The organism is Bradyrhizobium sp. B025 (assembly GCF_042257955.1).
GTDB lineage: Bacteria > Pseudomonadota > Alphaproteobacteria > Rhizobiales > Xanthobacteraceae > Bradyrhizobium > Bradyrhizobium diazoefficiens.
In genome coordinates, this window is the sequence record NZ_CP170150.1 from 7453474 (window position 1) to 7470368 (window position 16895).

20 protein-coding genes are annotated in these 16895 nt (G+C 65.9%); 5 read left to right on the plus strand and 15 right to left on the minus strand.

All coding sequences use genetic code 11. From position 1 onward, the window contains the following. Nucleotides 1-195 precede the first annotated feature (195 nt). From ACE10W_RS35235 to ACE10W_RS35245, 3 genes are read right to left on the minus strand one after another with little or no spacing between them, the layout of a single operon-like run. Nucleotides 196-495 (minus strand): transcriptional regulator, encoded by a 300-nt coding sequence (locus ACE10W_RS35235; RefSeq protein WP_200296180.1) that lies wholly within the window; start codon nt 493-495, stop codon nt 196-198. 3 nt (nt 496-498) lie between these two features. Then, nucleotides 499-1053 carry a hypothetical protein gene (locus ACE10W_RS35240; protein WP_304548534.1) on the minus strand — a complete coding sequence of 185 codons (555 nt, stop codon included), beginning with the start codon at nt 1051-1053 and terminating at the stop codon, nt 499-501. Continuing rightward, the gene (locus ACE10W_RS35245) at nt 1050-2060 is read right to left on the minus strand and encodes an alpha/beta hydrolase (RefSeq protein ID WP_304548536.1); all 1011 of its coding nucleotides are present in this window, start codon (nt 2058-2060) and stop codon (nt 1050-1052) included. The genes ACE10W_RS35240 and ACE10W_RS35245 overlap by 4 nt, the downstream gene beginning before the upstream one ends. Nucleotides 2061-2179: 119 nt before the next feature. Here ACE10W_RS35245 and xseA point away from each other — a divergent pair, with 119 nt between their 5' ends. Beyond that, nucleotides 2180-3811, plus strand: a complete 1632-nt coding sequence (gene xseA / locus ACE10W_RS35250) for an exodeoxyribonuclease VII large subunit (protein ID WP_271555248.1) — start codon at nt 2180-2182, stop codon at nt 3809-3811. A gap of 214 nt (nt 3812-4025) precedes the next feature. On the opposite strand, the gene ACE10W_RS35255 is transcribed toward xseA, so the two are convergent. Together ACE10W_RS35255 and ACE10W_RS35260 are read right to left on the minus strand one after the other, a co-directional pair. Beyond that, nucleotides 4026-4175 carry a hypothetical protein gene (locus ACE10W_RS35255; protein ID WP_165448178.1) on the minus strand — a complete coding sequence of 50 codons (150 nt, stop codon included), beginning with the start codon at nt 4173-4175 and terminating at the stop codon, nt 4026-4028. A 222-nt stretch (nt 4176-4397) separates the two neighbouring features. Beyond that, nucleotides 4398-5222: a dienelactone hydrolase family protein gene (locus tag ACE10W_RS35260; protein WP_028174629.1), complete on the minus strand. Its 825-nt coding sequence runs from the start codon at nt 5220-5222 to the stop codon at nt 4398-4400. 203 nt (nt 5223-5425) lie between these two features. Here ACE10W_RS35260 and ACE10W_RS35265 point away from each other — a divergent pair, with 203 nt between their 5' ends. Then, nucleotides 5426-5653, plus strand: a complete 228-nt coding sequence (locus ACE10W_RS35265; protein WP_011090242.1) for a DUF2093 domain-containing protein — start codon at nt 5426-5428, stop codon at nt 5651-5653. A 16-nt stretch (nt 5654-5669) separates the two neighbouring features. Here the strand turns inward: ACE10W_RS35265 and ACE10W_RS35270 are convergent, their stop codons facing one another. Continuing rightward, on the minus strand, nt 5670-5975 hold the full coding sequence (locus tag ACE10W_RS35270; protein ID WP_011090243.1) for a hypothetical protein: 306 nt from the start codon (nt 5973-5975) through the stop codon (nt 5670-5672). Nucleotides 5976-6751: 776 nt separating this feature from the next. Here ACE10W_RS35270 and ACE10W_RS35275 point away from each other — a divergent pair. Next, nucleotides 6752-6937 (plus strand): hypothetical protein, encoded by a 186-nt coding sequence (locus ACE10W_RS35275; RefSeq protein ID WP_028174626.1) that lies wholly within the window; start codon nt 6752-6754, stop codon nt 6935-6937. A 385-nt stretch (nt 6938-7322) separates the two neighbouring features. Here ACE10W_RS35275 and ACE10W_RS35280 read toward each other — a convergent pair whose 3' ends face one another. From ACE10W_RS35280 to ACE10W_RS35310, 7 genes are all read right to left on the minus strand, one after another. Further along, on the minus strand, nt 7323-7658 hold the full coding sequence (locus ACE10W_RS35280) for a GYD domain-containing protein (RefSeq protein ID WP_011090245.1): 336 nt from the start codon (nt 7656-7658) through the stop codon (nt 7323-7325). A 236-nt stretch (nt 7659-7894) separates the two neighbouring features. Then, nucleotides 7895-8911 (minus strand): tetraacyldisaccharide 4'-kinase, encoded by a 1017-nt coding sequence (gene lpxK, locus ACE10W_RS35285; protein ID WP_304548540.1) that lies wholly within the window; start codon nt 8909-8911, stop codon nt 7895-7897. After that, the gene (locus ACE10W_RS35290) at nt 8904-10250 is read right to left on the minus strand and encodes a 3-deoxy-D-manno-octulosonic acid transferase (RefSeq protein WP_082755944.1); all 1347 of its coding nucleotides are present in this window, start codon (nt 10248-10250) and stop codon (nt 8904-8906) included. Before ACE10W_RS35290 ends, lpxK begins: the two co-directional genes overlap by 8 nt. Continuing rightward, entirely contained in the window at nt 10213-10926 is a 714-nt protein-coding gene (locus ACE10W_RS35295) for a lysophospholipid acyltransferase family protein (protein WP_028174623.1), read from the minus strand. Before ACE10W_RS35295 ends, ACE10W_RS35290 begins: the two co-directional genes overlap by 38 nt. Beyond that, entirely contained in the window at nt 10923-11168 is a 246-nt protein-coding gene (locus tag ACE10W_RS35300; protein WP_011090249.1) for a DUF4170 domain-containing protein, read from the minus strand. Before ACE10W_RS35300 ends, ACE10W_RS35295 begins: the two co-directional genes overlap by 4 nt. A 60-nt stretch (nt 11169-11228) precedes the next feature. Further along, a complete protein-coding gene (locus ACE10W_RS35305) occupies nt 11229-12047 on the minus strand; it encodes a 3'(2'),5'-bisphosphate nucleotidase CysQ (protein ID WP_304548544.1) in 819 nt (272 codons plus the stop codon). Continuing rightward, nucleotides 12034-13425 (minus strand): TldD/PmbA family protein, encoded by a 1392-nt coding sequence (locus ACE10W_RS35310; protein ID WP_028174621.1) that lies wholly within the window; start codon nt 13423-13425, stop codon nt 12034-12036. The genes ACE10W_RS35305 and ACE10W_RS35310 overlap by 14 nt, the downstream gene beginning before the upstream one ends. Before the next feature lie 264 nt (nt 13426-13689). On the opposite strand from ACE10W_RS35310, the gene ACE10W_RS35315 reads away from it, so the two are divergent. Continuing rightward, a complete protein-coding gene (locus ACE10W_RS35315; protein ID WP_011090252.1) occupies nt 13690-14208 on the plus strand; it encodes a DUF6101 family protein in 519 nt (172 codons plus the stop codon). Nucleotides 14209-14318: 110 nt separating this feature from the next. Here ACE10W_RS35315 and ubiA read toward each other — a convergent pair whose 3' ends face one another. Next, nucleotides 14319-15251, minus strand: coding sequence for a 4-hydroxybenzoate octaprenyltransferase (gene ubiA, locus ACE10W_RS35320; RefSeq protein WP_304548547.1), 933 nt, complete (start codon nt 15249-15251; stop codon nt 14319-14321). Further along, a complete protein-coding gene (locus ACE10W_RS35325) occupies nt 15248-15907 on the minus strand; it encodes a hypothetical protein (protein WP_161536742.1) in 660 nt (219 codons plus the stop codon). The genes ubiA and ACE10W_RS35325 overlap by 4 nt, the downstream gene beginning before the upstream one ends. Nucleotides 15908-16116: 209 nt before the next feature. On the opposite strand from ACE10W_RS35325, the gene ACE10W_RS35330 reads away from it, so the two are divergent. Further along, nucleotides 16117-16872: a 16S rRNA (uracil(1498)-N(3))-methyltransferase gene (locus ACE10W_RS35330; RefSeq protein WP_304548548.1), complete on the plus strand. Its 756-nt coding sequence runs from the start codon at nt 16117-16119 to the stop codon at nt 16870-16872. Nucleotides 16873-16895 lie beyond the last annotated feature (23 nt).

Consider the following 16895-nt stretch of genomic DNA (forward strand, 5'->3'; position numbering starts at 1 on the left):
AGACATCGGCCGAGCCTTCCGGCGCATCAACGTTTTCTGAGAGCGGCTCGGCCGATCGGGACGCAACGGCGACAGACGCAGACCCCTTAAATTTCATTAGAGAATTTTCCCTCCCCTCGTTCCAACAGGAGGAAAAGGTATAGCAACGGAGCTTGGAGGCATTTCTTCGACCCCCTGCGTAATGGCGGGAGGAGGTTAGACCTGCTTCCCCGCAATGATCTCCTGCAACGTCGCCACATGCCGCGCGAAGGCGCCGCGGCCGGCCGCGGTCGCGGTCACCGTGGTCTGCGGCTTCTTGCCGACGAAGGCCTTCTCCACGGACACGTAGCCGGCCTTCGCCAGCGTCTCGATATGCGCGCCGAGATTGCCGTCGGTGGCGCCGGTGAGCTTCTTCAGCCGCGAAAACTCCAGGCCAGCGGAGACCGGTAGCGCGTTCAGCGCCGCCATGATCTTGAGCCGCAGCGGCTGGTGGATGATGTCGTCGAGCTCGGCCATTGGCTAGATCCGCCGCATCCAGAGGCCGCCGAGGATCAGCCCGCCGCCGTTGACGAAAGCCATCCAGAGCGGGAACGCCTCGCCGATGGTGAAGAAGCCGATCAGCGTCAGCGCGGAGATACCGAGACCGATCGCCACGAAGGCATAGCCGAACCAGAGTCCGGCCAGGGTGTAGAACAGCATGAAGTAGAGCGGCCAGAACGCACCCAGCTGGCGCGGGCCGAAATGACCGATCACGTTGGTGCAGAGATAGCCGAAGGCGAAGAACAGCACGAACACCAGCAGCAGCCTGATGTCGAAAGCGGCGCCATGAGGGTGATGCGGCGGATTGAGCAGGCGGAGCGCAACCAGACCGATGACGCCGACAACATCCACGACAACCCAGGCGTAAACCGCGTAGACCGGCCAGAGCCAGGTCACGAGATTGCCTGCGAACACCAGCACGCCCCACCAGACGGCCGCATAGCTCGCCAGCTCGTAGAGCTGCGATTGCTTCACGCGCTGGACGATGTCGTCGATATCGGCCAGCGCTGCGGACGCCTCCTTGCTGTCGATCATGACTGCCCTGCCCCGCGCGTTGCCACGTCCTCGGCGATCGCCGAGATCGCCTTCGGGCTGGTGACGATGCCTATGTGGTTGATGCCGTCGATGATCTTGACGTCGACCGACGGTTTGATCGCCTGCACCGTCTCCGCATATTTATCCGAGATCATCATCTCGTCCTCGGCACCGCCGAAGATCGTGACGGGGCGTGTCGTCGCCGCGAGATCGAGACGATAGCCGCGCGTCGCGAAATTGCGCATCAGGCGGTCGGAATAGGTGGAGACGAGATACTTCGCCGAATTCGCAGGCACGGCCAGAGCAAGCACCGGCAGCTGCGAGCAACAGTCGATGCCGAGCTTGCGCAGCGCGGTGAGGCCGAGGAGGCGGGGAACGTCGGCATTGGCCCAGCCGCCGGAATGCGGCTTGTTGGTCGGCGCGTCGTAGCCGAGATAGGGCGCGAGCAGCACGGTGCGCACGAACATGTCCTGCATGATCGGCGTCGCGGCAACGCGCAGCGAGAAGCCGGCGCCGGCGGAATGGCCGATCAGGGTCAGCGGCAGATCGGGCGCAGCCTTGCGGACATGAGCGACGAAGTCGACGAGATCGTCCTCGAGCTGACCGACATAGCCGATATCGCCGCGCGTGCCCGAGGCGCCGTGGCCGCGCATGTCGAGCGCCCAGGTCTCGACGCCGCGCAAGGCGATCGCATGGGTCAGCGCGTGGTTGACGGTGCCGCTGGAGCCGGAGGAGCCGTGGATGAAGATCGCGCCACGGCCGCTCGCGGGTCCGTTCGGGACGTAGTGGCGAAAGCCGAGCCAGGTGCCGTCACGGGCCTGAAAACGCTCGAGCGGCGGCATGGTCGAGAAGTCGACAAGCTTCACCGACTCCGAGACCGACCGCATCTCGGGCGGCCGCTCCAGTGGCGCGGCGATCATCGCGACCAGGATCAGCGCCACGGCGCCGACTGCGCACAGGGCCCATTTCAGTCCGTTCAACACGCCGCGCAGCAGCTGCTTCGCCATGGCTCAACTCCATTGAACTCAAAATCAATAGAGAACTCTATAATACAGAGTACTCTCCCGATCAATCCCCGGATTGGCGCCGCGCGGCGAAAATCCTTAACGTCGGGTCTGACCCCAAAATGCCGAATCGTTTGCCGATGCCGCCCGCGGAACCCCTGCTCAACGCCCCCGAATTCACCGTCTCCGAGCTTTCACAGTCCCTGAAGCGGACGGTGGAGGATGCCTTTGGCCATGTCCGGGTCCGCGGCGAGATCTCGGGCTTTCGCGGCGCCCACTCCTCCGGCCACTGCTATTTCGCGCTCAAGGACGAGAGCGCCAAGATCGAGGCGGTGATCTGGAAGGGCGTGCACGGCCGGATGCGCTTCAAGCCGCAGGAGGGGCTCGAGGTCATCGCCACCGGCAAGCTCACGACCTATCCGGGCTCCTCGAAATACCAGATCGTCATTGAAGCGCTGGAGCCGGCCGGCATCGGCGCGCTGATGGCGCTGATGGAGGAGCGCAAGAAGAAGCTTGCCGCCGAGGGCCTGTTCGACGAGGCGCGCAAGCAGCTGCTGCCTTGGCTGCCGGAGGTGATCGGCGTCGTGACCTCGCCGACCGGCGCTGTCATCCGCGACATCCTGCACCGGCTGGAGGACCGCTTCCCACGCCATGTGCTGGTGTGGCCGGTCAAGGTGCAGGGCGAAGGCTCGGCCGAGCAGGTCGCGGCCGCGATCCGCGGCTTCAACGCGCTGCCGGAGGGCGGCAAGATTCCGCGCCCTGATGTGCTGATCGTCGCGCGCGGCGGCGGCTCGCTGGAGGATCTCTGGTCGTTCAACGAGGAGATCGTGGTGCGGGCGGCGGCCGAGAGCATGATCCCGCTGATCTCCGCCGTGGGCCACGAGACCGACATCACGCTGATCGATTTCGTCGCCGACAAGCGCGCGCCGACGCCGACGGCGGCGGCCGAGATGGCCGTCCCGGTGCGCAGCGATCTGTTCGTCGAGGTCGCCGATCTCGCACGGCGCACCCGCGCCTATTGGCAGCGCGCCCACGAAAGCCGCCGCAGCGAATTGCGTGCGGCCGCGCGTGCGCTGCCGGCGGCCGGAGATCTGCTGGCGATCCCGCGGCAGCGGCTGGATTCGGCGGGCGCCGCCCTGCCCCGCGGCTTGAAAGCCAACACGCATGCGCATTTCCGCAGGTTTACTGCGGCGGGCGCAAAGCTGACGCTGCGGGTGCTGCACGGGCAGATCTCGCAGGCCGACCACCGGCTCACCGTGTGCGGCGAGCGGCTCGGTCTCTCCGCGCGGTCGCTGTTGCGGCAGCGGCGCGACCGCTTTGCCGGTCTCGAGGTGCGGCTGCGCGCCTCAAAACTCTCCAACGCGCAGGCGCAGCGCAACGCGATTGCCCGCCAGCGCGAGCGCACGCATCGCCTGGCCGAGCGTGCCAACCGCGCGCTGGTGACGCTGCTGCAACGGCTCGACGCCCGCGTCGAGGCCAGCGGCAAGCTGCTCTCGGCGTTGTCCTATCGCGGCGTGCTCGCGCGCGGCTTTGCGCTGGTGCGGGACGAGGCCGGCCATCCCCTGCATTCGGCCGACAGCGTCGGTCCCGGCGCACGCGTCGAGATCGAGTTCGCGGACGGACGTGTCGGCGCGACAACGGATGCGGATCGCCCTGCCGCCAAACGCGCACAGCAACCGAAGCCCGCCGCGCAGGAGACCAAGCCCGCGCCGAAGCGCGTCGGCAAGCCGGTGGATCAGGGCAGTTTGTTCTGAGTTGGCGGCTCACTCTCCGTGTCGTCCTGGCGAAAGCCAGGACCCATTACCCCAGGAAGTGGTTTGGCGAAGACTGATCGTTCGGGACTAATGCCGCGTACAATCGATAGATTCCGCGGTATGGGTCCTGGCTTTCGCCAGGACGACGTCGGGGAGAGTTGGTCGCCCTCTCAATACATATCAGCGCGGAAGGGTAGGAGTCGCAACAGCCCGCCTAGCGGCAGGACAATCCCGCGTCGATCGTGGTCCAGAAGCCGCAATGTTCCGGCGCGAGCATTGGCGCGCCGGCGTGGGCTTCGAACAGGAAGATCGCGACGGTGAAGACGATCAGTGCGGAGGAAAAGAGGACGATGCGGTTGCGCATACGGGATGCGTTTAACCGACATCGTGGTCGAATGATGGCACCGTCCCGTGCTGAAACCGCAGCCATGCGCGATCCGTAGATTCACGGTCGGCCACTATCCGTGCAGGGCGGTGGTCGATGCGGGGCTGTCCGCCTCAAATTGTTCCTCGGGCGGCCCCGCTTGGGAATCCGTAGCCCCCCAGCCCGCATGAGCGCAGCGATATCCGGGTTTCTGGATCTTCATCACCGCGCCAGCCACTCCGCGACGTCCTTCTGCGACTCCGCGCGCGCGACCGCATCGGTGCCGAGATGGCCGTGCTCGGGCGCGGCGGCGTCGCTGCTGCCGCTAGCTGCGTGCAGCGGCGTGTTGGCGCGGTCGAAGTCGTGATAGGCGCCGGGATAGACCACGATGCGCGCGAGCGCGCTGCGGCCATGCGCACCCTCGACCATCTGGCGGCAGGCCGGCGGCGACGACACGTCGTCATTGGCGCCGATCAAAACCAGCGTCGGCACCCGCGTGCTCCAGCCGAGGCCGGCGGAGATGCGGCAATCCGGATAGAACGCGATCGCCGCGCGGAAATCCGGACCTGCGTCGCGCGCCGCGTTCTGCGGGCGCACCGCCCACAGCAGCGTGCTCGCGCCGTTGGCCCAGCCGATCAGGCTGACGCGGTCGCGCGCGACCCAGGCCTGCTTCATCAGCCAGGCGCGCGCGGCCGCGACGTCGGCGACACGCTCGCGCCGCGCCTTGACGTGCGTCTCCTTGACGCGGCATTGCGGCCCGAGCTCGCGCGAGCCGTAGCTGTCGGGCAGCAGCACCGCGTTACCGGCCTTGAGCAGCCGCTCCGCCCAGTCACGATAGCGCGGCAATACGGGATCGGCATGGCCGCCGAGGCCGCCGCAGCCATGCAGCGCGATCACGGTCGGAAACGGCCCGGCGCCCTCGGGCTTGTAGAGCTGGGCATGCAGGATTCCGGAGCCGAGCGGAATCTCGACCTGCTGCGGCGCAGGCGCAGCGCGCGCGGCCGACATCAGCAGCATCAGGAACAGGGCGGTCAATCGAAGGCGCATCGGGCTCTGCCGTATCAGGTGCCGGCCGCTTGCGCCGGGACGATCCTTCGCCCGAAGCACTATCATGCGAAAACGGCGGCAAAACATCACAAACCGGTGGGTTTACCGGGCGGACAGGCCGCCCTATCTATGCTACATCCCGTCCAACACATCGTGCCCTCCAGGGTTTTTTACGGAGAGGCCTTCCACGGAGACTTTCGACCGTGCTGAACAAGTTCGGCTCTTCCGGCAATGGCGAAGCGCAGGTGCAATATCTCGACGGCGATTTCCGCGTGATCTCGCCGGGGACCTATGTGCGCTGCGCGATCACCGACACGCGGATCCCGCTCGACGAATTGAAGTACTGGAGCGTGGACCTTCAAGAAGCCTACGCCACGCCGGCCGCGGTGCTGCAGCGGCATTTCCCCGGCGCGCCAAAGCCGCAGCCGTGAGGCCGCGCCTGCGCTGCTAGTGCTGCTCAGTGGCATCCCCGCCCACGCAGGTCTTGATGAAGGTCTTCCTGGGCTCGCCGACGACCTTCTGATTGATCGCCTGCTTGAGGCAATCGACCCGCGCCTGCGCCATGCAGAGCTGCATCTGGTCGCGCTTGTCCTGTCCCTTCAGGTCTTGCGTCGTGCCGAGACACGTCACGCGCCTGGTCGCGGGAACCGGCACCGTGCCGGTCGAAGCGGCGGGCGGCGTCGTTTGTGCAAACACGGGCGCAATGATCAGACACACAAGGCTGGCGGCGACAGTCGCGGACGGCAATTTCATCGAATTCTCCCGATCGGTCCCGGACCGATAGGCGTTTTGCGATGAATGTCGCGTGAATGGCGGGCTGCCGCAGGGTGCGGCAAAGCGAAAGCGTGCCCACCATCACTTCGTCGCGGGCGTGTGCTCAGGCTTGGTGAGATTGTGTTACGTTGGGGGCAGGACAGTTTGGGAGCTCGAATGGGACGCCCGAATGCATTCGACGGGATGATGCACGAATTCTGTGCGAACCTAGGTTGGTGTGGCGGCGTCGAGGATCGCACGCCGCTGCACGTGCTTCCGAGCGCAGCCAACTGAAGACTGTCTCCGTGAAGCACATCGGAACGGACGTCGTCGATGCGAGCAAGCTTCGCTCCGGGCATCACGGCGTGTAAATTGCGCCGCGCTATTCCAGCCACCGCGGCAGGGGCAGCGCACCTCAACTGCGGGTCTCACAGCCAAAACGATCTCCGTCGTGCCGATCTGCGTTGCATCGAACAGTGCTTGCACTCCTTGGTGAGTCATTTCGCGCTGTGGTTGGATTCTTTGGTGCGACTTGGCGCCCTTAAGTTGTTTGACGAAGTCTTGGTGAAACAGAGGGCTGCTATAGTGCGTGTTAGGTAACTGGCCCTGCTCTTTTTATCGCGCAGACAATCAAGTCAACCAAACGGCCATCGAGCTTTGGAATTGGCGCAGTCTGTGAACGGGCTCATATCGAAGAGCCATCTGGCGGGTTACGATCACCTCGAAAATTTGCGGTGAAATATTTGTAAATCGAAAGTCAAACGATGGGGGGGATCATGCCCACCATACTGGACCTGCTCTATCGTGAATATTGCCGCGCCCGCCTCGCTGAAATGCGGAAACAGCTGCTGATCGCAGCTGAACGCTCTGAAGCTCTCGAAGCGCATTATCATCCTGCGGACCAGGGTGACGATGAGAGGACGGACGTACAACGCAAGACCGGTCGCGGCGTGCCGACTTGAAGCGGCACCAAGACCGGCGATCTCTCCCGCGTAGCAGTGACCAAGCAATTGGCAGCAGTTTGGGAGCAAGCAATGAATACACCCGAATGCTATACTGTCATGGTGGCCTGCGCCTCGTGCCTGACCATCATCGGAATGATAGCCGTTGGAGCCTGGTGAGGGGGCCTGACCGCTGAGCCGGGATTGCACGCCGTTAGCGGGCCCGCTGCCAAGCACGTTCAGTCGGACCTAGGACGCCGGACGCAGCACGCGCCGTCCCGCATCGTCCGTCAATGGACGCCGCAAGGCCTTCGCCGCGCCTCAGCGTGCAGACCTGCTTCTTGCTGTGAGGAAAGCGTTGCCGCCGCTTGATGCGATTGCGGCGGCATCGCTCGAGATCCGGATATCAGCCTCCGGGCGGAGTATACGAAGAACGCAGCTTCGCCGCGTTCTGGCGGACCTGCTTGATCTCGTCCTGCGTGAACAGCCGGGTCAGCTTCACGTTCTGCAGGGTGCCCGCCGTGACGGTCAGGCCGGAAATCGCCGGAGCCGCACTCGGATCAGGCACATCGAAAATCACCAGAACGCCTGGACCGTCGGCCGCAACGCTGTACATCGAAATCAGCTTGCCGCCGGCCGCTTCGATAAGTTTCCTCGCCGCCTCCTGGCGATTGGTCGTGGGGTTTTCCAAAATGGCGTTGAGAGCGCGTGGTGTGTATTGTCCAGTGAGGCAAAAATGCATGGCATGTTCTCCTCTGAGCTTTTGGCAATGACTCTCCCAGCCGTTCCGAACTTATCGGTACGGTCTCGCATCTGAAATGATGAAGGTACGTTGCCCGCCGTGGGCATAAACGCCGCCGATGATTGCCGGGAGTTCGGCACGTCCCGGTGACGGCTCTCATCGAAGGCTACATCAACTCCCGAACCTGCGGAAGAGAATTCATCCGCCGCGACATGTCGCCCCGGTGTCGCACGCGATCAACGCCTGCCGAACCGCCGCTCGCGCGCCTTGTAGAGATGATCGCTGATCAATTGCCGAAACTTTGCCGGGTCATCGAATTCGAGCTGCACCGCGAACGGCACGATGCCGTTGGGCACGCCCTCGCTGCCGCGCAGGCGCGCGAGATCCTTTTCCGTAGTCACAAGCGTCAGCTGCTCGCGCTGTGCTTCCGCCGCGAGCGCGGCGATCTCCTCGGGCGAGAACATGTGGTGATCGTCGAAGCGACGCGTGCGCGCGACATCGATGCCGCTGGCGCGCAGGGTGCGGAAGAAGCGTTCGGGATCGCCAATGCCGGCGAACGCGAAAACCCGTTTGCCGAACAGCTGCGCGACCGAGGCTGCATCCGGCTTCAGGCGCGCGCGCAGCTCCGGCTTGTTGCGCTTGGCAAGCTCGGCGGCGACGTCGTTGGCGGCGCGGCCGTCGCCGATCAGCACCAGCGCGTCGGTACGCGCGAGCTGGGCCTTCAGCGGCGCGCGCAGGGGACCGGCCGGAAACACCTTGCCGTTGCCGATGCCGCGCTCGCTGTCGATCACGATCAGCGAGGCATCCTTGAGCAGACGCGGGTTCTGGAAGCCGTCGTCCATCAGGATCACGGTCGCGCCTTGTGATTTGGCGAGCGCGACGCCGTCGAGGCGGTCACGCGCGACGACGACAGGGACGTCGCGCGCCATCATCAGCGGCTCGTCGCCGACATCGGCTGCGATGTGACGCGCGCCGTCGACCATCACCGGGCCCTGCAGGCGCCCGCCATAGCCGCGGCTGAGCACGACAGGCGTCTCACCGAGCTCACGCAGGAGCTTCGTCAGCGCCAGCACGGTCGGCGTCTTGCCGGCGCCGCCGACATGGTAGTTGCCGACGCAGATCACGGGGATGCCGGCGTCGAATCCCTCGAGCGCCATGCGACGCCCCGTGATCGCGCCATAGAGCGCGCCCAGGGGACGGAGGATTTGGGACTCTGGGGAACGCGGCCGGTACCAGAAGGCCGGCTCACGCATTGGCGGCTCCCATCTCGATCCGCAATTGCAGCAGATACGGCTCGAGCGCGGTCATGGTGCGCTCCAGCGCGCCGCCGAGCTGCTCGACCACGCTGCTGCCTGCGTGCTGTATCTTGTCGCGCACGGCGGGATCGGCCAGGAGCTGGCCGAGCTGCTTGACCAGGATCTCCTGCGTGTCGGCCTGGCGCGCGCCGCCGCTCGCATCGAGCGCTTCGTAGACGTCGGCGAAATTGAAGACGTGCGGACCATGGACGATCGCCGCACCGAGCTTGATCGCTTCGATCGGATTCTGGCCGCCATGGCGGATCAGCGACCCGCCCATGAACACGATCGGCGAGAGCCGGTAGAACAGGCCGAGCTCGCCCATGGTGTCGGCGACATAGACATCGGTCGCGGCCGTCGGCAGCTCTTCGCGCGAGCGCAGCGCCGGCTTCAGGCCCGACGCGGTGATCAGGCCAGCGATCGAGGAGCCGCGATCGGGATGCCGTGGCACGATCACGGTCAGAAGCTGCGGGAAGAAACCGACGAGGCTGCGATGCGCCGCCACCAGCATCTCGTCCTCGCCCGGATGGGTCGAGGCCGCGACGATGATCGGACGCCCGCGCGTCATCGCCATCAGCCGTTCGAGCTTGGCGGGATCGGCCGGCGGCGCCGGCACGTCGAGCTTAAGATTGCCGGTGGTGAGGACGTCGCGGCCGCCGAGCGCGGAGAAGCGTTCGGCGTCAAGCTTGGACTGCGCCAGGCAGATGTCGAACCGCGACAGCAGCGCCGAGATGGTACCGTACATGCGTCGCCAGCGCGGGAAGGAGCGCGGCGACATCCGACCGTTGATCAGCACCATCGGCACCCGCCGCGTTGCGCCCGCCAGGATCAGGTTCGGCCACAGATCGGATTCGATGAACAGCGCCAGCGACGGCTTCCAGTGGTCGAGGAAGCGCGCGACATAGCGCGGGGAATCATACGGCACGTATTGATGGATGACGTCGGGTGGAAAGCGTTTTGCGACGACGGCGGCCGAGGTGACGGTGCCTGATGTAAGCAGGATGCGCAAATTGAGATCGCGCAGCCGCCCGATCAGCGCCGCCGCGGCCAGAACCTCGCCGACGCTGGCGCCGTGGATCCAGACCAGCGGACCATGCGGCCGCACATCCCGGGACAGGCCGCGCCGCTCGCCGACACGCGCGGGGTCTTCCTTGCCCTGCTTCAGCCGCCGCTTGATCAGCGCAGGCGCGAGCGGCACCAGGCCGGAAGCCAGGCGCTGGTACATCCGCAGCGTCATCGGCAGCGCTCTGGGCAGCGAATTAGGCATCTTGCGGCCCCGGGCGGCCGAGCTGCGCATAGGCGCGCCGGGTCGCTTCGTTCAACGTCTCCTCCAGCTCCAGCCGCAACGCTTCCATCATGGCGGCGTCGGCGTCCGGCGGAACGTGGATTTCCTTGATGCCGACCAATGCGCCCCGCCCGAACGGCAGGTTGATGGTGGTGCGGTCCCAGTTCTTGAGCCGGATGAAACGGCTGGTCGCCATCGCGAAAGGCATGATCGGCCGCCCCGATTCCCGTGCCAGCATGATGATGCCGAGCCCGGCCACGCGCGCGCGCTTGGGGACATCGGCGGTCAGCGCGACATTACAACCGTCCTGCAGCGTCCGCACCATCTCCTTGAAGGCGCCGACGCCGCCTTTACGGTGGAAGGCACTGCCATGATCCCCGGAACCGCGGATGAGGCCGATGCCGAGCCGCTCCACCGCGATGGCGTTGAACTCGCCGTCGCGGTGCCGGGAGATCAGGACCTTGGCCCGGTAGGAGTCCTTGTTCTTGATGAACGGGGTGAGGAAATGCTGGCCGTGCCAGAAGGCGAAGATCGCCGGGATCTGCGGCTCGACGATGTCATAGACGTCGGGCGGATCGAACGTGAATTTGTTGGTCCGCCAGACCAGACGCAGATATTCGGCCGCCAGGACCCCGACGGCACGCTGAAACCAGCTGCTTCGCAGCGTATTGCGAAGCAGCTTTTTCAACGCGCCTTCGTTTCTTGATTCGGGTCGAGCAGCCGGTGGAGATGGACGATGAAGTAGCGCATCTGCGCATTGTCGACCGTGCTCTGCGCCTTGGCGCGCCAGGCGACGTGGGCGGACGCATAGTTCGGGTAGAGGCCGACGATCTCGACGTCGTCGAGGTTCTTGAAGGTGTTGTGCTCGAGATCGAGCAGTTCGCCTCCGATGACGAGATGAAGCAGTTGTTGCGGGGCACTATCTGGCATGGGTTCTCTTCCTAACGGGCTGCCCGGCAAAGCAGTGTTCGACAAGCACAGCGAAAGCGCTCAGGGCAAGGGACGATTTCGAAAATGCGCGACAATGCTCGCATGACGATCGCGCCCCGCTGCCACCAGCACCCCGTGCGCCACTTCCCGGCGGTTATAGAGGATGGGATCTCCGGAGAGGTCGCTCATCCTACCATCCGCTTCCTGCACGATCAAATCGGCCGCCGCAAGATCCCAATCATGGCTGTTGCCGCCCGCAAAAGCCGCATCCAGCGCGCCGTGGGCGACCCGGCAGAGCCGGAGCGCGAGCGAGCCGATTCGCGGGTGCAGCTTGATGTCGCCGCCGGCGGTATTGAGACGCTCGACCATCGGCTTGGGGCCGGCCATGCGGGAGAAATCCAGCGTGGACCCGGGCGTCGCCCGCACCGGCTTGTCGTTGAGCAGCGTACCCTGGCCGCGGGCCGCGAAGAAGAACTCGCCGCTGGCCGGCGCGAACACCGCGGCCAGCAGCGGCGCGGCGTCCTCGACCAACGCCACGCTGACGCACCATTCGTCGTGGCCGCCCAGATAATTGCGCGTGCCGTCGATCGGATCGACCACCCAGACCAGCCGCCGCGACAGCCGCGTGGAATCGTCGGCGCTCTCCTCCGACAGCCAGCCATAGTCGGGCGTGGCACTGCGCAGGCGCGCTTCGAGCAGGTCGTTGACGGCGATGTCGGCTTCCGACACCGGCGAGGACGCGCCCTTGATCCATGTCTTCAGCTCGGTGCGGAACATCGACTGCGCGAGCGCGCCCGCTTCCCGTACCGTGTCTTTCAGCAGCGCCGCGTCGCGCGTCAGGATCGTCGCGTCGAGCGAGTTCGCGTCAGCGTCCGCCAAGCGTCAATCCCTCGATACGCACCGTCGGCGCATTGATGCCGTAGCGGAATTCGAGATTGTTGGCGGGCTGCATCGACTTGAAGATCTCGAACAGGTGGCCTGCGATCGTCACCTCGCTGACGGGATAGGTGATCTCGCCGTTCTCGATCCAGAAGCCGGAGGCGCCGCGGCTGTAATCGCCGGTGACGCCGTTGACGCCGGAGCCGATCAGGTCGGTGACGTAGAAACCCTGCTTGATGTCGGCGATCAGCTCGGCCGGTGTCGGCGTGCCGGCTTCGAGATGCAGATTGTACGGCCCGGGCGAGGGCGAGGACGAGACGCCGCGATGGGCGTGGCCGGTGGTGGCAAGGCCGAGCTCCCGCGCGGTGGCGCAGTCGAGCAGCCAGGTCGTCAACACGCCCTCGTCGATCAGCGCGATCTTCTTCACCGCGACGCCCTCGGCATCGAAGGTCTGCGAGCGCAGGCCGCGCTTGCGCAGGGGATCGTCGATGATGCGGATGTTCTTGGCGAACAGCTGCTGGCCGAGCTTGTCCTTCAGGAAGCTGGTCTTGCGCGCGATCGAGGCGCCGTTGATGGCGCCGACGACATGGCCGACCAGCGAGCCCGCAACGCGCGGATCGAACACGACCGGCACCTTGCAGGTCTCGACCTTGCGCGGATTGTAGCGCGCCACGGTGCGCTCGCCGGCGGAGCGGCCGACGATCTCCGGCGACAGCAGGTCGGCGCCATGCGGCGCCGAGGTGAAGTCGTAGTCGCGCTCCATGCCGGTGCCTTCGCCGGCGATTGCGGTGGCCGAGATGCCCTGGCTCGAGCGCAGGTAAGAACCGTGGAAGCCGGTCGAGGTGACGAGCACCATGCCGCCCATGCCGGCGGAGGCCGAGGCGCCGCCGGACTTGGTCACGCCCTTCACCGCGAGCGCAGCAGCCTCGGCTTCGAGCGCGCGGCGCTCGAGCTCCGAGGTCGCCGGAATATTCGGATCGAGCAGATCGAGATCGGGGAAATCGCGCGCGAGCAGCGCGGGATCGGCGAGGCCGACATATTTGTCGTCGGGTGCGACCTTCGCCATCGCGACCGCGCGTTCGGCGAGCTTGGTCACGGCATCGCCGCTGACGTCGTTGGTCGAGACCACCGCCTGGCGCTGGCCGACCAGCACGCGCAGGCCGACATCGTCGCCCTCGGACCGCTCGGATTCCTCGACACGGCCGTCGCGCACCTCGACGCCTTGCGAGACGCCGCGCACTGCGACCGCATCGGCCGCATCCGCGCCGGCGCGCCTGGCCGCCTCGACCAGCCGCTGCGCGAGATCGGACAGCGCGGACTGATCGAACAGGTCGCGATTGGCTTTGGGCGAAAGCGTCGAGCTTGGTGAAGGGTTCACAAACGAAATCCTGTTGGGGCGGGGTTCGGGACCGGAACCCACAGATGTGCCCTGATAGCGCGGACTTCAAGCATTTTCAGTCCGCTAAAAGCTCAGATTCGCGACTTCGGCGCAACGTCTCGTCAATCATGCGCGCCAAGGTCTTGTCAATCATGAGCCGCGGTGACGCTGGGTTAACCAGCCTTTTTAAGCGGTTTCGGAAGCCGCCGCGCTAAGGTCCTCGCATCGACCGGGAACATAATCCTGGCGGGGAGAACTAAAGCCGTGAGGCGTCAAACAGCAACAAGCGGGATCGCTCCCGCCGGGTCGAGCCGCTCTCTGCGGCTCGACCCTCTTTCCCTTCCGGTCCGCTTCGATGCGCATGATCCGCGCGCCGACGGATACACAAGGCAGATCGAGCTTCATCGCGAACGTGTCGTGCTGCGCCGTGCCGTCCGCGGCATGCGGATGGCGATCAACGTGCGCGTCAGCGACTTCTCCGGCGTCGCGCTGCGCGGCAACGACGCGGCGCAGGCCCTCGTCCTCGTCCATCGCGATCCCTCGCTCTCCGTTCCGCTGCTGGTCGGCGCCGACGGCGACGAGCTCACCGAGGCCTGGGCGGTCTGGAGCGAGATCTTCGCGCTTCCGCAGCTCGACGAAGGCGCGCGCAAGCCCGCACCGCGCCGCCGCCGCGCCAACGCGATCCGCGCCCGCCGTCCGAAATTCCTGATGCGCCGGCGCACCGCCATGGCGCGCGAGCTGTCGGTTCATCACGGCGAGCGCGAGATCATCGCGAGGAACTAAAGGTGCCGTAGGGTGGGCAAAGCGAAAGCGTGCCCGCCTATTTCCATCTCAATCTCGGCAAGATGGCGGGCACGGCGCAACAGCGCCTTTGCCCACCCTACGCATTTGCGTCACGCCGCGCGCATCACTGCGTCCGCGAACAATCCCGCAAACAACAGCAGGCCCGCATCCCGGTTCGACTTGAACAGGCGCAGGCAAAGCGCGGGATCGTCGATCCTCAAGCGCACGATCTGCGAGGCCAGATGCGCGGCGAAAGCGGCAAGCCCGAGCCAGGCGGGCCAGCGCACATCGCCTGACGCCAGCGCGACGCCGATCAGCACCACCGCAAGCCCATAGAACAGGATCAGCGCCTGGTGCGTGTGCGCGCCGAACAGGCGCGCGGTGGACTTGATGCCGATCAGCGCGTCGTCCTCGGCATCCTGATGCGCATAGATCGTGTCATAGCCGATCACCCAGGCGATCGATCCGCCATACAGCACGAGCGCGGTGACGTCGATGCGGCCGAAGGTGACGGCAAAGCCCATCAAGGCGCCCCAGGAGAAGGCGAGGCCGAGCACGATCTGCGGCCACCAGGTGATGCGCTTCATGAAGGGGTAGATCGCGACGATCAGAAGCGAGGCGATGCCGGTCAGGACCGCGAAGCGATTGAATTGCAGGAGCACCACGAGACCGATCAGGGCCTGCGCGACCATGAAGGCCAGCGCCTGCTTCGTGGTCACCTGCCCCGACGGCAGCGGCCGCGAGCGGGTGCGCTCGACCTTGTCGTCGAGATCGCGGTCGGTGATGTCGTTCCAGGTGCAGCCTGCCCCGCGCATGACGAAGGCGCCGATGAAGAACAGGACGATGGTGAGCGGCAGGCGGCCGGAATCGTGCGCGATGCCGGCGGCGAGCGCCGCCGACCACCAGCATGGCATCAGGAGAAGCCAGGAGCCGATCGGACGATCGAAGCGGGACAATCGCAAATAGGGCCGCGCCCATGGCGGCGCGAGCGTATCGACCCAGTTGCCGGTGGAGTCGGCAACGCGGGCGGATGTGTCGCTCATCGCGTGAGGACGTTGCCGTTGAGCGTGTCGAAGGTGCTGCCACCCTTCTTGCCGGCATTGGCTTCAGGTGCCGAGCCCGAACCCAGCACCTCGCTCAGCGACGGGCCGGCCGGACCGCGCGGCTGGTTCTGCATCTGCTGCGCGACGTTGCAGACCTTCGTGGTCATGGCCTCGGTGTTCTTGTGGCCGTCCTTCATCTGCGCGCCGACCTGCGGCGGGATTCCGCATTTTGCAGCGTTGGTCTCGACGTACTTGATCATCTTCATTTCAGCCTGGCCGAAATTGCGGATCAGCTTGCACGCCTCGTCCGGCGGCGCGTGGCGGTCGCTCGCGGCCTTAATCGCCTTGCCGCGCTTCTCGGCCTCCTCGCGCAGGGGAATGAAGGCCTTCATGCAGTCCTCACCCGGGGCTTGCGTCGGCGGGGCCGCGCTGAAAGCGCCGGCGCCGCCGACCGGCGCGGCGCCGTTCACCGGAAACGAGGATTGCGGCGCCGTGCCGACGGAGGCTGTCGGCGCCGAGCCGTTCACGGGCGGAAACGCCGAGCTGCTCGCGGCCTGGTTTGGCAGCGGCGCCGGGAAGGCGCTTTGCGCATAGGCGCCAGCGGCCCCCATGGTGATCATGGCGGCGGTGATCGGAACCATCAAATGACGGATCATCAAGGCAGTCTCTCCGGCAGGAGCTTACGGGGTTCGGCGTCTTCCCAATTGAAGCGCAACCAGCGTGTTCGCGTTTTTACGATTCCCGCCGGCCCTTAACAACCCGTCGAATAGGGCAAGAGCGCGGCGCGCCGACGCACCAGTTTGGCAATATTTACCCCCGAAATGGCGGCTTTCGGTTAATAACGGCGGCAAATCGGACCTGAATGATGCCTTCCCACGATTTCCGCGCCCCCCGCCTGTTCGTCGATGCCCCCCTGGCCCAGGATGCCAGGGTCCCGCTCGACCGCGACCAGAGCAATTATCTCGGCAATGTGCTGCGGCTTGCCGCGGGGGCCGAGGTCCTGGCCTTCAACGGCCGCGACGGCGAATGGCAGGCCGCGATCGAAGGCCGCAAACGGCCGGACGGCCTCGTCATCCTCCAGCAGACCCGGCCGCAGGACCGGCTGGCCGACCTCACTTACGTCTTCGCCCCGCTCAAGCACGCCCGGCTCGATTACATGGTCCAGAAGGCCATCGAGATGGGCGCCGCCGGCCTGCAACCGGTCCTGACCCGGTTCACCCAGGCCTCCCGGGTCAACACCGAGCGGATGCGTGCCAACGTGGTCGAGGCCGCCGAGCAATGCGGCATCCTGAGCATCGCGACCGTGGCCGAACCGCTGCCGCTGGAGCGCTTCCTCAGCCAGCGCGCCGCGGGTCGCCTGCTCATCTTCTGCGATGAGGCCGCGGAGGTCGAAAACCCCGTTCGGAGCCTGCAGGGCGCGCGCGAGGCGGGACAAGGTATCGACGTGCTGATCGGCCCCGAAGGCGGCTTTGCCGAGGAAGAGCGGGCGCTGCTGCTGCGGCAGCCGAAGATCCTGCGGCTCGCCCTGGGCCCCCGGATCATGCGGGCCGACACCGCCGCGGTGGCTGCGTTGGCGCTGGTGCAGACGGTGCTGGGCGATTGGGGCGGCAAGACTCCCTGATGCTGCGCATTGGCCGGCCGTTA

What these genes read in the sequence shown, in the direction of transcription:
- ACE10W_RS35290 (WP_082755944.1), bottom strand. Translation starts at nt 10,250, where the DNA reads ATGCGCAGCTCGGCCGCCCGGGGCCGCAAGATGCCTAATTCGCTGCCC.
- xseA (WP_271555248.1), top strand. Translation starts at nt 2,180, where the DNA reads ATGCCGAATCGTTTGCCGATGCCGCCCGCGGAACCCCTGCTCAACGCC.
- ACE10W_RS35240 (WP_304548534.1), bottom strand. Translation starts at nt 1,053, where the DNA reads ATGATCGACAGCAAGGAGGCGTCCGCAGCGCTGGCCGATATCGACGAC.
- ACE10W_RS35300 (WP_011090249.1), bottom strand. Translation starts at nt 11,168, where the DNA reads ATGCCAGATAGTGCCCCGCAACAACTGCTTCATCTCGTCATCGGAGGC.
- ACE10W_RS35260 (WP_028174629.1), bottom strand. Translation starts at nt 5,222, where the DNA reads ATGCGCCTTCGATTGACCGCCCTGTTCCTGATGCTGCTGATGTCGGCC.
- ACE10W_RS35270 (WP_011090243.1), bottom strand. Translation starts at nt 5,975, where the DNA reads ATGAAATTGCCGTCCGCGACTGTCGCCGCCAGCCTTGTGTGTCTGATC.
- ACE10W_RS35255 (WP_165448178.1), bottom strand. Translation starts at nt 4,175, where the DNA reads ATGCGCAACCGCATCGTCCTCTTTTCCTCCGCACTGATCGTCTTCACC.
- ACE10W_RS35280 (WP_011090245.1), bottom strand. Translation starts at nt 7,658, where the DNA reads ATGCATTTTTGCCTCACTGGACAATACACACCACGCGCTCTCAACGCC.
- ACE10W_RS35325 (WP_161536742.1), bottom strand. Translation starts at nt 15,907, where the DNA reads ATGATCCGTCATTTGATGGTTCCGATCACCGCCGCCATGATCACCATG.
- ACE10W_RS35275 (WP_028174626.1), top strand. Translation starts at nt 6,752, where the DNA reads ATGCCCACCATACTGGACCTGCTCTATCGTGAATATTGCCGCGCCCGC.
- ACE10W_RS35235 (WP_200296180.1), bottom strand. Translation starts at nt 495, where the DNA reads ATGGCCGAGCTCGACGACATCATCCACCAGCCGCTGCGGCTCAAGATC.
- ACE10W_RS35330 (WP_304548548.1), top strand. Translation starts at nt 16,117, where the DNA reads ATGCCTTCCCACGATTTCCGCGCCCCCCGCCTGTTCGTCGATGCCCCC.
- lpxK (WP_304548540.1), bottom strand. Translation starts at nt 8,911, where the DNA reads ATGCGTGAGCCGGCCTTCTGGTACCGGCCGCGTTCCCCAGAGTCCCAA.
- ubiA (WP_304548547.1), bottom strand. Translation starts at nt 15,251, where the DNA reads ATGAGCGACACATCCGCCCGCGTTGCCGACTCCACCGGCAACTGGGTC.
- ACE10W_RS35245 (WP_304548536.1), bottom strand. Translation starts at nt 2,060, where the DNA reads ATGGCGAAGCAGCTGCTGCGCGGCGTGTTGAACGGACTGAAATGGGCC.